The organism is Microbacterium sp. EF45047 (assembly GCF_028472845.1).
GTDB lineage: Bacteria > Actinomycetota > Actinomycetes > Actinomycetales > Microbacteriaceae > Microbacterium > Microbacterium neungamense.
Window position 1 is genome coordinate 1,845,852 of the sequence record NZ_CP069429.1, and the last position, 14,437, is coordinate 1,860,288.

Consider the following 14,437-nt stretch of genomic DNA (forward strand, 5'->3'; position numbering starts at 1 on the left):
GGGCGGCGCGAAGATCCGCGCCGCCCGATTCTCTCATTGCGGACGCGTTCAGCCCTCGTGGGCCTTCGTGTCCTCCTCCACCTTCTTCAGCGACTCCTCCAGGTCGGCGACCGGCGTCTTCACCAGCACCGCCGTGTCACCGGATGCCTCGGCGAGGCCCTTCTGCACCTCGGGGTCGTTCTGGAAGATCTCGACGAGCTTGAGGTAGGTCTCGTTGTCCTTGTCCTCGGCGCGCGCGGCGAAGATGTTGATGTACGGGAGGGCGTTCGGGTCCTCCGGGTCGTCCTGCGCGATCGCGTCGTCGAAGCTCAGGCCGGCCTGGGCGACGAAGTCGTTGTTGATGATCGCGGCCGCGGCATCCGGAAGCGAGTTCGGGATGAGCGCCGCCTCGAGCGCGGTGACCTCGACCTTCGAGGCCTCCTTGTCGATGTCGGCGAGATCGGAGAAGATCGTGCCGCCGCTTTTGAGCTCGATCAGCCCGGCGGACTGCAGCACGAGCAGGGCGCGCGCCTGGTTGGAGGCGTCGTCCGGGACCAGGACGGTCTCGCCCTCCTTGATGTCCTTCACGTCGTCGTACTTCTGCGAGTACAGCCCGAGCGGGTAGATCGCGGTCGAGCCGATCGGCACCAGGTCCTCGCCGGAGGCGACGTTGAACCCGGCCAGGTACACGATGTGCTGGAACTGGTTGAGATCCAGCTCGCCCTCGACCAGGGCGGGGTTGGGCTGCTCGTAGGAGGCGAAGTCGACCAGCTCGACGGTGATGCCCTCCTCCTCGGCGGCCTCGACGAAGGCTGGCCACTGCGGATCGCTCTTGCCCACGACGCCGATCTTCACGACCGGGTTCTCCTCGGATCCGGAGCCCTCGGACGCCGGCGACGAGGCGCAGCCGGCGAGGGCGACGACGAGCGGCACCGCGGCGAGCGCGGCGACGGCGGACGTTGTGCGACGGGACATGCGTGGTTCCTCTCTTGGGGGACTCCGTCATGTTAGGCGGTGAACGGGCGCGGCCGGGAATCCCCTCGTCACAGAACGTCATCCGCCGCCGGTAACGTGAGCAGCGTGACTCTCGCGCAGACGACGGATGCCCTGACGGTCGAGCAGCTGCATGCCCGCGGCGGACTGAAATGGTCGGATCCGGAGGTGCCGATCGGCGCCTGGGTGGCCGAGATGGACTTCGGCGTGGCGCCGCCGGTCTCCGAGGCGCTGCACCGGGCCGTGGACGACGGCGCCTTCGGCTACGCACCGCCGCGGATGTGGGAGGAGCTGAAGGCGGTCACCGCCGACCGGCTGCGCGCGCGGGATGTGGATCGGGCACGGCACCGCGAACCTCGGCGTCGTCGCGAACACCGCCGCGTACCGCGACGGGCAGCCCTGGCTCGACGAGGTGGTGGCGTATCTGCAGGGCAACCGCGACGAGCTGGTGCGGCTGGTGGCCGAGCATCTGCCCGGCGTGACCGTCACCGTGCCGGAGGGCACCTACGTCGGCTGGCTGGACTTCACCGACACCGGCGTGGACGAGCCGGCCGCGTTCTTCCGCCGTCACGCCGGCGTCGGCCTCACCGACGGGGTCGCCTGCGGGGCGGCCGGCGCCGGGTGCGCGCGGTTCATCTTCGCGATGCCCCGGCCGGTGCTGCGCGAGGCGATCGCGCGGATGGGCGCCGCGATGCGTGCGCACGCGGCGGCCGGCGCCGCTGCGGTCAGCCGCTGAGCCGCCGTCAGCCCTGCCGCCCCTTGAACCGGGGGTTCAGCTTGTTGATCACGTACACCCGCCCGCGGCGGCGCACGACCTGAGCGCCGGGCTGGTTCTTCAGGGACTTGATCGAGGCTCGGACCTTCATGCCGCACTCCTTATTGAGAATGGTTATCATTGTTCGGTCAGGACATCGGCTTCATCGGCCTCGACCTCGACGCGCCGGCGCTGCTCGCCGCCCTCGACGGGGCCGCGCTCGACGATGCCGAGCTCGCGGCGGGACCGCGCGAGTGGTGCACCTATCCCGACCCGTTCCCGGCCTGGCACGTCGTGCCGGACCGAGCCGACTGATCCTGTCACCGCGCTCGGCGGCCGAGAGTCCATCCGGCGCGTCGCAGGTGCCCGTGATCGGGCTGACGGGGCCGCTGGGCGCTGGAAAGACGACCCTGCTCAACCGAGCTTCTCGGTGAGCTCGAACCAGCGCAGCTCGAGCTCCTCGACCTCGTCCTGCTGCGCCTGGATCGCCTTCATCTTCTCGCCGAGCCCCGCGTAGTCGGACTGGTCGTGGTCGGCGAGCGCGTGCTTGGCCCGGTCGATCTGGTCGTTCAGCTTCTGCATCCGCCGCTCCAGCGCGGCGAGCTCCTTTTCGGCCGCGCGTCGGGCGGCGCCCTCCAGTCCGGGGCGCGGCTGCGAATCGGCGCTCGTGATCTGGTCGCCGCGCTGCTCTCCCGAGGAGCGCACCTCCAGAGCCCGCAGACGCAGGTACTCGTCCACCCCACCCGGGAGGTGCCGCAGCCGCCCCACCCCGTCGGGGCCGGGGAGGATCGCGTACTGCTGGTCGGTGACGCGTTCCAGGAAGTAGCGGTCGTGGGACACCACGATCAGCGTGCCCGGCCAGGAGTCGAGCAGATCCTCGATCGCGGCGAGCATGTCGGTGTCCATGTCGTTCGTCGGCTCGTCCAGGATGAGCACGTTCGGCTGGTCGAGCAGCACCAGCAGCAGCTGCATCCGGCGCTGCTGCCCGCCGGAGAGGTCCTTCACCGGCGTGGACAGCTGCGCCGAGGAGAACCCGAGGCGCTCGAGGAGCTGGCCCGGGGTGAGCTCCTGCGCCTTCGAGCCGGCGCCGAAGGTGTAGGAGGTGCGCAGGCGGCCGACGACCGTGCGCACCGGCTCGTCCCACACCTCCTCCAGCTCGTCCAGGCGCTGCGTGAGCGTGCGCACCTGGACGGTCTTGCCGCGCTTGACCCGTCCGCTGGTGGGCTGCACGGTGCCGGTGACGAGGCCGAGCAGCGTCGACTTCCCGGCGCCGTTCACGCCGAGGATGCCGGTGCGCTCCCCCGGTGCGATCCGCCACTCGACGTCGCGCAGGACCTCCCGGTCCCCGTAGGCCACCCCGGCGTCGAGCAGATCGACGACGTCCTTGCCGAGTCGGGCGACCGCGAGCGACTGCAGCGACACGCTGTCGCGCACCGGCGGCACGTCGGCGATCAGCGCGTTCGCCGCGTCGATGCGGAACTTGGGCTTGCTGGTGCGGGCGGGCGCCCCGCGGCGCAGCCACGCGAGCTCCTTGCGGGCCAGGTTCTGCCGCTTCGCCTCGGTCGCCGCCGCCATCCGGTCGCGTTCGACACGCTGCAGGATGTAGGCCGCGTAGCCGCCTTCGAACGGCTCCACGATCCGGTCGTGCACCTCCCAGGTCGCCGTGCATACCTCGTCGAGGAACCAGCGGTCATGGGTGACGACCAGCAGCGCGCCCGCGTTACGCGCCCAGCGGGTCTTCAGATGCTCGGCCAGCCAGGTGATCGCCTCGACGTCGAGGTGGTTCGTCGGCTCGTCCAGGGCGATCACGTCCCAGTCGCCGGCCAGCAGCGCGGCGAGCGCCACGCGGCGACGCTGACCGCCGCTGAGCGCCGCCACCGGGGCATCCCAGTCCAGGTCGGAGAGGAGACCGGAGATGACGTCGCGCACGCGCGCGTCGCCGGCCCACTCGTGCTCCGGTGTGTCGCCGACGACGGCCGCGCCGACGGTGAGCTCATCGTGCAGGGTGTCCGCCTGGTCGAGAACGCCGATGGTCGTCCCACCGCGGACCGTGACGCGCCCGGCATCCGGCTCGAGACGTCCGGCCAGCATCGCGAGCAGGCTCGACTTGCCGTCGCCGTTGCGGCCGACGATGCCGATCCGGTCGCCCTCCTCGACGCCGACGGTCACGGAGTCGAAGACGACGCGGGTGGGGAACTCGAGGTGGAGCCCCTCGGCTCCCAGAAGATGTGCCATGTCCCCTCAAGGCTAGGCGACGGGAGGATGTGCGAAGGGCCCGCTCCCGCCCGGTCGGAGCGGAGGCGGGCCCTTCGCGCTGGGATCAGTCCTCGTGCGGGTCGCGTGCTCGTCCTCGTCGCGGACATGGTGATGGCTCACCTGTTCGTCATCCCGCTGCCGGCCGGGATCGGCACGGCGATCGTGGGCGTGCCCTACTTCATCTGGCTCATCATCCGCACCCGACGGAGGACGACGACATGACCCCGACCCGCCTGGAGGCCGTCGGCCTCTCCCTCGCCTACGACGGCCGCAGCGTGGTCGCGGATCTCGATCTCGCGATCCCGGCGGGCGACGTCACCGCGATCATCGGGCCGAACGGATGCGGCAAGTCCACGCTGCTGCGCGGGCTCGCCCGCCTGCTCCCGGCACGGGGCGGCGAGGTGCTCCTCGACGGTGCGCCGCTCGCCGGGTTCGGCCGCCGGGATCTGGCCCGCCGGGTGTCGCTGCTCCCCCAGGCGCCCAGCGCCCCGGGCGGGCTCACCGTGCTGGAGCTGGTGGCCCGCGGGCGGCATCCGCACCAGAACTGGTACGGGCGGTTCACGCCGCAGGACGAGCGCATCGTGCGGGAGGCGCTGGCCGCCACCGGCCTCGACGGGCAGGAGGACCGGCTGGTCGACGAGCTCTCCGGCGGTCAGCGCCAGCGCGCCTGGATCTCGATGACGCTCGCGCAGCAGACCGACACCATGCTGCTCGACGAGCCGACCACATACCTGGATGTGGCCCACCAGCTGGAGGTGCTCGAGCTGGTGCGCCGGCTGAACCGCGGTCACGGGCACACCGTGGTGATGGTGCTGCACGACATCTCCCTCGCCGCGCGGTACGCGGACCGGATCGTGGCAATGCGCGACGGCCGCGTGGTGCACGCCGGGCCCCCGTCCGAGGTCGTCACCCCTGCGATCCTGCACGAGGTGTTCGGCATCCGCGCCGCGCTCGTCGACGACCCCGACGGCGGAACGCCGCACGTGCTGCCGCTGGGACTGCCCGCTCAGGCCACGCCGGCGGCGGATGCCCGTGCCGCGGCATCGGTGACCTCGTCCAGCGAGATCACCTCGTAACCCGCCGGTGCGCTGATCGTGCCGCCGTCCGCGCACGAGGTCCGCCGCGGCTCCTGCACCACCCGCCGCAGCGACACCAGGAACTCGCGGTCACCGACGGCGAGCCGCACGCGGCTCTCGGCGTCCGTGCCCGCCTGCGCGGACACGCACCGCACGGCGTGGAGGCGGGTCTCGCCGAGCAGGTGCCGGACGGCGTAGTCGGCGGCCTGCTGCTCCCCCGGGATGCCGCACGCGCCGCGCCAGCGCTCCAGCAGCACCCTGCCGCCGTCGAGGGCGGGAACCAGGCGGTCGACATCCTCCGCCGTGAGCCCGCCGTGGTATCCGCCGCCGGGCAGGGTGACCGTGTTCGCCGCGAACCGGTCGCCGCCGACGTGGGTGGTCTCCCAGACCCGGCCGGGCAGCCGCGCGTCCAGGGCGACCGCGACCGGGCGGCCGAGGCGGGCGCAGCACACGTCCCGCCGTCCGTGCGTGCACACCAGCACGAGCGGCTCGTCAGGGTCGACGGGGGCGCCGAACCCGGGCGGGCGGCCGGCGGCCAGCGCGTCGAGGTCGAGAGCGCAGAGCTCCTCGAGCTCCCGCACGCGGCGCTGCTCGGCCCAGCATCCGTCCGCGCCCCGCCCCGCGACCACCACGGTGCGCAGGTCCGGCCGGCGGTCGCGGACCCGGCGGATCAGCTGCAGGCGCACCCCGCGGTCCTCGGCGCGCTCCAGCACACCCCGCACGGCCGGCGGGAGGTCGTCCGGCAGGCCGCGGATCGGCCACGGGCCCGGATGCTCGACGAGCAGCCAGTTCGCGATCAGTGCCGGCGCCGACGCCCAGATCGCCTCCGCGCGCGCGGCGCGGATCGAGGCGCACCAGTCGGCGCGCTCGGCGGGACCCTCTTCCATCCCTGCCAGGGTACGGCAGGCACCAGGGTACGGCAGGCACCAGGGTACGGCAGGCACCAGGGTACGGCAGGCACCGGGGTACGGCAGGCACCGGGGTACGGCAGGCACCGGGCCCCCGCGGACGCGGACGGGCCGCCCCGGAGCATCCGGAGCGGCCCGTGTGCGCGATCAGGCGCGATCAGGCGATGTGCGCGATCACTGGTAGGACTCGACGATCTCGAGCAGGCTCGGCACGTTCTTGTACGCCTCGGCGGCGTTCTCCTTCGTGACGATCACCGGCTCGAGCAGGTACGCCGGGACGACCTTGACGCCGTTGTCGTACTGCTCGGTGTCGTTGACGTCGACCTCCTCGCCCTTCTGCAGCTGGCCGACCATCTTGATGGTCTGCTCCACCAGCAGCTGGGTGTCCTTGTTGATGGTGGAGTACTGGACGCCCTCCATGATCGACTTCACCGACTCGACCTCGGAGTCCTGACCGGTGACGACCGGCACCTTCTTGCCCGCCTGCTGCGCCGCGGTGATGATGGCGCGCGCGAGGGTGTCGTTGGGCGAGAGGACGCCGTCCAGCTCGGCGGAGCCGTAGGCGGAGGTGAGGATCGAGTCCATCCGGCGCTGGGCGTTCTCCGCCTTCCAGCCCTCGGTCGCGGTCTGCGCGATCTCGGTCTGGCCCGACAGCACCTTCAGCGTGCCGTCGTCGATCTTCGGCTGCAGCACGTCCATCGCGCCGTTGAAGAAGACCGCCGAGTTGGCGTCGTCCGGCGAACCGGAGAACAGCTCGATGTTGTACGGCGCCTCGTGACCGGCGCGCTCGGCGAGGCCGTCGAGGAGCGCCTGGCCCTGCAGTTGGCCGACCTTGAAGTTGTCGAAGGCGACGTAGTAGTCCACCGCCTCGGTGTTCTCGATCAGCCGGTCGTACGCGATGACGTACGCGCCGGCGTCCCTGGCGGCCTGCACCTGCGTGGACAGCTGCTTGCCGTCCTTCGCGCCGATGACGATGACCTTGGCACCGCCGGTGACCATGGCCTGGATCTGGTTCTGCTGCTCGGCGACCGTGTTCGAGGCGGGCGCGTACTGGACGTTCGCCTTGAAGCCGGCATCCGCCAGGCCCTCCTCGAAGAGCTTGCCGGCGAGCACCCAGTTCTCGCTGGTCTTGTCGGGCAGGGCGACGCCGATGGTGGCGCCCTCCTCGAAGCCGGCCGGCTCCTCGCCGGACCCGCCGGCGGGCGCGCCGCCGCGCTCCGAGGAGCATCCGGTGAGGGTGAGGGCTGCCGCTGCGACAAGCGCTGTCGCCGTGACGATCATCTTCTTCATGCGATCTCTTTCTCTGGTGTCAGACGGATGCTCCGCGCGAGCGCTGTGCGCCGGCATCCGCTACTTGCCGCGCGCCTTGTCGACGGCGGGGGTCTCGAAGGGCTGGTTGGCCTTGAGCTTCTCGTCGGGCGAGAACAGCTCCGCGCCGGGGCCCTGCGGGCGGCGCATCCGCCGCGTGAGGAATCCGATGAGCGAGGGGCGGCCCTGCTGCTTGTTCCAGACGTCGACGCCGACCGCGAACAGCAGCACCAGGCCCTTGATCATCGAGACGACGTCGGCGCCGGCGCCCAGGAGCGCGAGGCCGTTGTTGAGGAACGCCATCACCAGGCCGCCGATGATCGACCCGATCACGGTGCCGATGCCGCCGGAGACCGCGGCGCCGCCGATGAAGACCGAGGCGATCGCGTCCAGCTCCCAGCCGTTGCCGTCCTGCGGGCCGGAGGCCGTGGCGCGGGCGACGTAGATCATGCCGGCGAGCGAGGCGAGCACGGACATGTTCATCATCACGAAGAAGTCGACCCAGCGGTCCTTGACACCCGACAGCCGGGCCGCCTGCCGGTTGCCGCCGACCGCGTAGATGTGCCGGCCGAACACGGTGTTGTTGGTGATGAACGAGTAGAGGATCACCAGCACGAGCAGGATCACGCCGGAGACCGGGAAGCTGGTGCCCGGGCGGCCGGTCGCGAACAGCCAGCCGGCGACGAGGATGACGATCGACAGGATCACGACCTTGGTCGCGCTCACCCAGACCGGGGCCCGCTCCGACCCCATCTTCTTCTGCGCGCGGCGGGTGCGCACCTCCCAGAACACGATCCAGGCGACGCCGAGCAGGGCGAGGATCATGGTCGGCACGTTGAAGTTCAGCGGCAGCGCCACCTCGGGCAGGTAGCCGGCGCCGATGTACTGGAACTCCCTCGGCACCGGCACCGTGGTGGACTGACCCACCCACTGGTTGGCGCCGCGGAAGAAGAGCATGCCGGCCAGGGTCACGATGAACGCCGGGACGCCGACGTACGCGACCCAGAAGCCCTGCCACGCCCCGACGAGGACGCCGACGCCGAGCCCGAGCAGGATCGCGAGCGGCCAGGGCAGGTTCCACTCGGCCATCGCCTTGGCGACCACGATGCCGGTGAAGGCGGCCACCGAGCCCACCGACAGGTCGATGTGGCCCATGATGATCACCATCACCATGCCGATCGCCAGGATCAGGATGTACGAGTACTGGTTGACGACGTTGATCAGGTTGCCGGACGACAGTGTCAGGCCCTGTCCCTTGATCACGAACGTCAGGATCTGGAAGACCAGCAGGATCACGATGAGGCTGCCGAGGATGCCGAACTGGCGCAGCTTCGACTGCCCGCCGCCGAACATCTTCTTGATGTCACCGAAGTGGAAGCCGCGCTTCGCGGTGGAGAGATCAGTGGTCACGTCGACTCGCTTTCGCTCGCTCGGTACGTCGCATGGCGGTTCATGCTTTCTGGGTGGCGGAGGTCATGCTGCGCATGAGGTCTTCCGGGGTGGCCTGGTCGGAGGGGATGCAGTCGGTGACCCGACCTTCGAAGACGGTGTAGATGCGGTCGGTGATGCCGAGCAGCTCCGGCAGCTCGCTGGAGATGACGATGACGCCCTTCCCCTGCGAGGCGAGCTCGTTGATGATCGAGTAGATCTCGTACTTGGCGCCGACGTCGATGCCGCGGGTGGGCTCGTCCAGGATGAGCAGGTCCGGGTCGGTGAACATCCACTTCGCCAGGACCACCTTCTGCTGGTTCCCGCCGGACAGCTTCGCCACGCCCTCCTCCACGGACGGCGTCTTGATGCGCAGCGCCTTGCGGTAGCGCTCGGCGACCGCGAACTCCTGACGGTCGTCGACGACGCCGCGGGTGGCGATCTTGGACAGCTTCGCCGCGACGACGGACCGCTTGATCGAGTCGAGCAGGTTCAGGCCGAGCACCTTGCGGTCCTCGCTGACGTAGGCGAGGCCGTGCTTGATGGCGCTGGCGACGTCGGGCAGCTCGATCTCCTGGCCGTCCTTGATGATCGTGCCGGAGCGGAAGATGCCGTAGGAGCGGCCGAAGATGCTCATGGCGAACTCGGTGCGCCCCGCGCCCATCAGGCCGGCGATGCCGACCACCTCGCCCCGGCGCACCTCGATGCCGGAGCCCTTGACGACCATGCGCTCGGACACCGTGGGGTGCTGCACCCACCAGTCCTTCACCTCGAAGAAGACCTCGCCGATCTCGGGCGTGCGGTCCGGGTAGCGGCTCTCCAGCGAGCGGCCGACCATGCCGCGGATGATGCGGTCCTCGTTGATCTCGCCGCGTGAGATGTCCAGGGTCTCGATGGTGCGGCCGTCGCGGATGATCGTGATCTCGTCCGCGATCTGCTCGATCTCGTTGAGCTTGTGGCTGATGATGATCGACGTGATGCCCTTGGCCTTCAGGCCCAGGATCAGGTCGAGCAGGTGCTGCGAGTCGTTCTCGTTCAGAGCCGCGGTCGGCTCGTCGAGGATGAGCAGCTTGACGTCCTTGTTCAGCGCCTTGGCGATCTCGATCAGCTGCTGCTTGCCGACGCCGAGGTGCTTGATGGCGATGTCGGGGTCCTCGTCCAGCCCGACGCGGGCGAGCAGCTCGACCGTGCGCTGCCGCTGCGCGGCCCAGTCGATGCGCCCGCCGCGGCGGATCTCGTTGCCGAGGAAGATGTTCTCGGTGACCGAGAGCTCGGGGATGAGCGCGAGCTCCTGGTGGATGATGACGATCCCGGCGGCCTCGCTGGCGGCGATGTCCTTGAAGCGCTGCTCCTCCCCGTACAGGAGGATGTCGCCGGTGTACGTGCCGTAGGGGTACACGCCCGAGAGCACCTTCATCAGGGTGGACTTGCCGGCGCCGTTCTCGCCGCAGATGGCGTGGACCTCACCGGGGTGGACGGTGATGGAGACGTCGGAGAGGGCCTTCACGCCCGGGAACTCCTTGGTGATGCTGCGCATCTCCAGGATGGGCCCCGACACGGTCGGCACGGTTGCTGTGGCGCTCACGGATCTTCCTCGATACAGACGGCACGGTGTCCTGCTCGCCGATGTGACCGTTCACATCGACTCACCACATGGTGCCCTGCCGAGGTCGGTCGTGTCAAGAGCCGTTCCGCGGTCGTTTCGCTACCGTGACACGACGGACTCGCGCTCGCGCAGCTCGGGGACGAGCGCGGCGAAGGCCGGCGGCTCCTCCCCGCGGATGCACGCGAGCAGGATACGGACCGCGCGCCGCCCCAGTTCCGGGAAGTCCTGGTGCACGGTCGTCAGGGTGGGCGCCACGTGCGCGGCCACCGGGATGTCGTCGAACCCGGCGACGCTGACCTGCTCGGGCACGCGGATGCCGGCGTCGCGGAAGCCGTGCATGAGCCCGATCGCCATCAGGTCGTTCGCGGCGAAGACGGCGGTGAAGTCGGGTCTGCGGGCCAGCTCTCCGGCGGCGAAGTAGCCGAAGTCCGCCGTCCAGTCGCCGCGGATCGGCGGGAAGGTCGGCAGGTCCGCATCCCGCAGCGCGTCCAGGTACCCGCGCATCCGGGATTCCGCCTCGATCCAGTCCTGCGGCCCCGCCAGATGCAGGATCTCGGTGTGGCCCAGCCCGATCAGGTGCTCCGTCACGATGCGGGCGCCGGCGACCTGATCGGCCGACAGGCCGACCCCGTCCGACCCGGACGCCGTCTGCAGCGTGACGAAGGGCACCGAGGAGTCCATGCCGCGCAGGACATGGAAGACGCGCACCTGCGGGGCGAGCACCACGATGCCGTCCACGTGCTCGCGAGCGAGCTGGCGGACCGCGGCGCCGATGGCCTCCGGCGTGGTGGTGGGCAGGTTGAGCGTGGAGACCGAGTACCCCTCGGCGCGCGCCGCCTCCTCGATCGCGGCGATCGAGGAGGTGGGGCCGAACTCGCCGATCGTGGCGGAGAGGATGCCGAGCGTGTTCGAGCGGCTGGTGACCAGGGCGCGGGCGGCGAGGTTCGGGCGGTAGTCGAGCACCGAGATCGCGTCCAGCACGCGCGCCTTCGTCTCGGGGCGGATGCTGGGGTGGTCGTTCAGCACGCGCGACACGGTCTGGTGCGACACCCCGGCCAGGCGCGCGACGTCGCGGATGCTGGGCGTGCGGGCGCGGTCGGCGGCGGACGTCATGGCACGCCTCCTTGCATGTGCACGGTCACATCGATGTGACACCATCATGGCACGCGCGACCGGGCGGCGCATCCGGCCGCCGCGCGGGGTCAGCCCATGATCGTCGCGCCGTGCACCGGCCCGTGCACGTGCAGCGCCTCGCGGCCCATCGCCACCAGCTCCTCCTGCACCACGCGCGCGGCCTCGGGCCCTGCGCACAGGAAGGCCACGGTGGGGCCCGAGCCGGAGACGATGCCGGTGAGCGCCCCCGCCCGGACGCCGTCGGTGAGCAGCAGGTCGAGTTCGGGGCGCTCGGCGACGGCCGCGGGCTCGAGGTCGTTCATCATCACCGGGGCCAGCTCCTGCGGATCCCCCGAGCGGAGGGCCTGCAGCACCCCCACCGGCACGTCGAGCGACAGCGGCGGATCGTCCGCGAGGGCGCCGCGCTCCTCCCGCATCCGGTCGAGCCGGCCGTACACGACCGGGGTGGACAGGCCCTGCGGGCTGGTGACCAGCACCCAGTCGAAGCGGCCGTGGGCCAGAGCGGGGGTGAGCCGGTCGCCCCGCCCGGTCCCCACCGCGGTGCCGCCGTGCAGCGCGAACGGCACGTCCGCACCGAGCCGGGAGGCCAGCTCGTGCAGCCGGGCGGAGCCGAGCTCGGTGCCCCACAGCGCGTCGCAGGCGACGAGCGCGGCCGCGGCATCCGCCGATCCGCCCCCCATGCCGCCGGCGACGGGGACGCCCTTGCGCAACTCCAGCGCCACGCCGTCCGTGACGCCCGCCGTCTGCGCCAGCAGCTTCGCGGCGCGCAGCGCGAGGTTGCGGTCGTCGGTGGGCACGCTGCCGGGCTCGGCCCCGTGGACGGTGACGGAGAAGTCGGCGGCGGGGTGCGCGTAGACGTCCTCGTACAGCGACACCGCCTGGAACACGGTGGCGAGCGCGTGGTAGCCGTCGTCGTGACGGGCGCCCACGCCGAGATAGACGTTGATCTTGCCGGGCGCGCGCACGTGCACGGCGCTGCGTCGCTGTGCCATGCTCATGCGCCGCTCACAGGTCCGAGGAGACGGCCCAGAGGTTCACGTCGATCCCGTGCGCCAGGGCGTCGATCGCCGTGAGCTCCTCGTCGGTGAGCGCCGGTCCGTCCAGCGCGGCGAGGTTCTCGTCGAGCTGCTCGGGACGGGATGCGCCGATCAGCGCCGAGGCGACGACGCCGTCGCGCAGCACCCACTGCAGCGCGAGCTGGGCGAGGGTCTGCCCGCGCTCCGCGGCGATGTCGTCGAGTCCGCGCAGCACCGCCAGCCCCTCCTCCGAGACCGGACGGTCGGGCAGGGATCCGCGCTTCTGCGCGCGCTCGGCGGTGCCGTCGGCGAGGTACTTGCCGGTGAGCAGGCCCTGCGCCAGCGGCGTGAACGCGATCGCGCCCATGCCTTCGGCGCGCAGGGTGTCGGTGAGGCCGTCCTCGATCCAGCGGTTCAGGATCGAGTACGAGGGCTGGTGGATCACCAGCGGCGTGCCGAGCTCGCGGGCCACCGCGACCGCCTCGACGGTGCGCTCGGCGCTGTACGAGGAGATGCCGACGTACAGCGCCTTGCCCTGGCGGACCAGGGTGTCCAGCGCCCCGATCGTCTCGGCGACGGGGGTGACCGGGTCCACCCGGTGCGAGTAGAAGATGTCGACGTAGTCGAGGCCCATCCGGGTGAGGGACTGGTCGGCGCTGGCGAGGATGTACTTGCGGCTGCCGAGGTCGCCATAGGGTCCCGGCCACATGTCCCAGCCGGCCTTGGACGAGATGATCAGCTCGTCGCGGTAGGGGCGCAGGTCCTCGGCGAGGATGCGGCCGAAGTTCTTCTCGGCGGAGCCGTGCGGCGGGCCGTAGTTGTTCGCGAGGTCGAAGTGGGTGATGCCGCAGTCGAAGGCGTGCCGCAGCAGCCGGCGCTGATCGTCGATCGGGATGTTGTCGCCGAAGTTCCACCACAGACCGAGGGAGATCGGCGGGAGGTACAGGCCGGAGGTGCCGACCTGGCGGTACTCGAAGCGCCCGTAGCGTTCGGGGGCGGCGGTGTAGGGCCGGTGGATGTCGGGGACGTCGGAGCGGTAGCGCGAGTCGGTCACCGTGCCAGGTTAGCCCGGGCGGGCGGATGCCGCAGATCGCCGGGTCACGGTGCGACGAGCGCGATCCGGTGATAGTCGTCGACGGTGAGGTCCTCGCCGCGCGCGGTCGGCGCGACGCCGGCCCGCTCGAGGGCCTCGGATGCCGCCGCGGAGCTGCCGAACAGCCCGGACAGCGCCTGACGCAGCATCTTCCGGCGCTGCCCGAACGCGGCATCGACGATCGCGAAGGTGCGTCGCCGTTCGTCCTCCGGGCCGCGCGGGGTCTCGTCGCGGACGAAGCCGACCAGGAGGCTGTCCACGTTCGGCACCGGCCAGAACACCTGCCGCGACACGGTCCCGGTGAGCCGCCACGGGCCGTACCAGGCGGCCTTGACGCTCGGGGCGCCGTAGATCTTCGAGCCAGGGGCGGCGGCGAGCCGCTCGGCGACCTCCGCCTGTACCATGACCACCCCGCGACGCAGCCCCGGGAAGGTCTCCAGGAAGTGCAGCAGCACCGGGACCGAGACGTTGTACGGCAGGTTCGCGACGAGCACCTCGGGGTCGCCGGGCAGATCGGTCACCTGCAGGGCATCCGCATCCACGACCGTGAGCGCGTCCTCGGGGACGCCGTGCTCGGCGGCGGTCCTGGGCAGCCGGGCGGCGAGGCGGTGGTCGATCTCGACGGCCGTGACGGAGGCGCCGGCCTCCAGGATCGCGAGCGTCAGCGAGCCGAGACCGGGGCCGATCTCGACGACCCGCTCCCCCGGTCGCACCCCGGCGGCCTGCACGATCTTGCGCACCGTGTTCGCGTCGACGACGAAGTTCTGGCCGAGCTTCTTCGTCGGGGTGACGTCGAGCTCGGCGGCGAGGCGGCGGATCTCGGTGGCGCCGAGCAGGGAGACGGTCATGTCCCCATTCTCCCCTAGGCTGGGCGGGTGCCCGGACT

General features: G+C 71.0%; 16 protein-coding genes. 5 read left to right on the plus strand and 11 right to left on the minus strand.

Annotated elements, in window-relative coordinates; all coding sequences use genetic code 11:
* Positions 1 to 48: 48 nt before the first annotated feature.
* On the minus strand, positions 49 to 954 hold the full coding sequence (locus tag JRG78_RS08970) for a MetQ/NlpA family ABC transporter substrate-binding protein (RefSeq protein ID WP_272653325.1): 906 nt from the start codon (positions 952 to 954) through the stop codon (positions 49 to 51).
* 346 nt (positions 955 to 1,300) lie between these two features.
* Between JRG78_RS08970 and JRG78_RS08975 the strand changes: the two genes are divergently transcribed.
* Positions 1,301 to 1,708: a hypothetical protein gene (locus tag JRG78_RS08975; RefSeq protein ID WP_259606358.1), complete on the plus strand. Its 408-nt coding sequence runs from the start codon at positions 1,301 to 1,303 to the stop codon at positions 1,706 to 1,708.
* A 7-nt stretch (positions 1,709 to 1,715) separates the two neighbouring features.
* On the opposite strand, the gene ykgO is transcribed toward JRG78_RS08975, so the two are convergent.
* Positions 1,716 to 1,838: a type B 50S ribosomal protein L36 gene (gene ykgO, locus JRG78_RS08980; RefSeq protein ID WP_023951906.1), complete on the minus strand. Its 123-nt coding sequence runs from the start codon at positions 1,836 to 1,838 to the stop codon at positions 1,716 to 1,718.
* 29 nt (positions 1,839 to 1,867) lie between these two features.
* Between ykgO and JRG78_RS08985 the strand changes: the two genes are divergently transcribed.
* Both JRG78_RS08985 and JRG78_RS12750 read left to right on the plus strand, forming a co-directional pair.
* Positions 1,868 to 2,041: a hypothetical protein gene (locus JRG78_RS08985; RefSeq protein ID WP_272653326.1), complete on the plus strand. Its 174-nt coding sequence runs from the start codon at positions 1,868 to 1,870 to the stop codon at positions 2,039 to 2,041.
* A gap of 53 nt (positions 2,042 to 2,094) precedes the next feature.
* Complete coding sequence (locus tag JRG78_RS12750) at positions 2,095 to 2,160, plus strand: GTP-binding protein (protein ID WP_442927377.1); 66 nt, start codon at positions 2,095 to 2,097, stop codon at positions 2,158 to 2,160.
* Here the strand turns inward: JRG78_RS12750 and JRG78_RS08990 are convergent.
* The gene (locus JRG78_RS08990; RefSeq protein WP_272653327.1) at positions 2,141 to 3,961 is read right to left on the minus strand and encodes an ABC-F family ATP-binding cassette domain-containing protein; all 1,821 of its coding nucleotides are present in this window, start codon (positions 3,959 to 3,961) and stop codon (positions 2,141 to 2,143) included. The genes JRG78_RS12750 and JRG78_RS08990 overlap by 20 nt on opposite strands.
* A 105-nt stretch (positions 3,962 to 4,066) precedes the next feature.
* On the opposite strand from JRG78_RS08990, the gene JRG78_RS08995 reads away from it, so the two are divergent.
* Together JRG78_RS08995 and JRG78_RS09000 are read left to right on the plus strand one after the other, a co-directional pair.
* Positions 4,067 to 4,204 (plus strand): hypothetical protein, encoded by a 138-nt coding sequence (locus tag JRG78_RS08995; protein ID WP_259606362.1) that lies wholly within the window; start codon positions 4,067 to 4,069, stop codon positions 4,202 to 4,204.
* On the plus strand, positions 4,201 to 5,058 hold the full coding sequence (locus JRG78_RS09000; protein WP_259606363.1) for an ABC transporter ATP-binding protein: 858 nt from the start codon (positions 4,201 to 4,203) through the stop codon (positions 5,056 to 5,058). Before JRG78_RS08995 ends, JRG78_RS09000 begins: the two co-directional genes overlap by 4 nt.
* Here JRG78_RS09000 and JRG78_RS09005 read toward each other — a convergent pair.
* The 8 genes from JRG78_RS09005 to rsmA form a co-directional block, all read right to left on the minus strand.
* The gene (locus tag JRG78_RS09005) at positions 4,989 to 5,945 is read right to left on the minus strand and encodes a sucrase ferredoxin (protein ID WP_259606364.1); all 957 of its coding nucleotides are present in this window, start codon (positions 5,943 to 5,945) and stop codon (positions 4,989 to 4,991) included. The two genes, JRG78_RS09000 and JRG78_RS09005, sit on opposite strands and share 70 nt — an antisense overlap.
* Positions 5,946 to 6,140: 195 nt before the next feature.
* A complete protein-coding gene (locus tag JRG78_RS09010) occupies positions 6,141 to 7,256 on the minus strand; it encodes a substrate-binding domain-containing protein (RefSeq protein WP_259606365.1) in 1,116 nt (371 codons plus the stop codon).
* A 60-nt stretch (positions 7,257 to 7,316) separates the two neighbouring features.
* Positions 7,317 to 8,684, minus strand: coding sequence for a multiple monosaccharide ABC transporter permease (gene mmsB / locus JRG78_RS09015; RefSeq protein ID WP_432806407.1), 1,368 nt, complete (start codon positions 8,682 to 8,684; stop codon positions 7,317 to 7,319).
* Between the two features lie 40 nt (positions 8,685 to 8,724).
* The gene (gene mmsA / locus JRG78_RS09020; protein WP_272653807.1) at positions 8,725 to 10,239 is read right to left on the minus strand and encodes a multiple monosaccharide ABC transporter ATP-binding protein; all 1,515 of its coding nucleotides are present in this window, start codon (positions 10,237 to 10,239) and stop codon (positions 8,725 to 8,727) included.
* Between the two features lie 168 nt (positions 10,240 to 10,407).
* The gene (locus tag JRG78_RS09025) at positions 10,408 to 11,421 is read right to left on the minus strand and encodes a LacI family DNA-binding transcriptional regulator (RefSeq protein WP_259606366.1); all 1,014 of its coding nucleotides are present in this window, start codon (positions 11,419 to 11,421) and stop codon (positions 10,408 to 10,410) included.
* 89 nt (positions 11,422 to 11,510) lie between these two features.
* Positions 11,511 to 12,440, minus strand: coding sequence for a 4-(cytidine 5'-diphospho)-2-C-methyl-D-erythritol kinase (locus tag JRG78_RS09030; protein WP_259606367.1), 930 nt, complete (start codon positions 12,438 to 12,440; stop codon positions 11,511 to 11,513).
* Between the two features lie 7 nt (positions 12,441 to 12,447).
* Positions 12,448 to 13,512 carry an L-glyceraldehyde 3-phosphate reductase gene (mgrA, locus tag JRG78_RS09035; protein ID WP_259606368.1) on the minus strand — a complete coding sequence of 355 codons (1,065 nt, stop codon included), beginning with the start codon at positions 13,510 to 13,512 and terminating at the stop codon, positions 12,448 to 12,450.
* Positions 13,513 to 13,556: 44 nt separating this feature from the next.
* On the minus strand, positions 13,557 to 14,399 hold the full coding sequence (rsmA, locus tag JRG78_RS09040) for a 16S rRNA (adenine(1518)-N(6)/adenine(1519)-N(6))-dimethyltransferase RsmA (protein WP_259606369.1): 843 nt from the start codon (positions 14,397 to 14,399) through the stop codon (positions 13,557 to 13,559).
* Positions 14,400 to 14,437 lie beyond the last annotated feature (38 nt).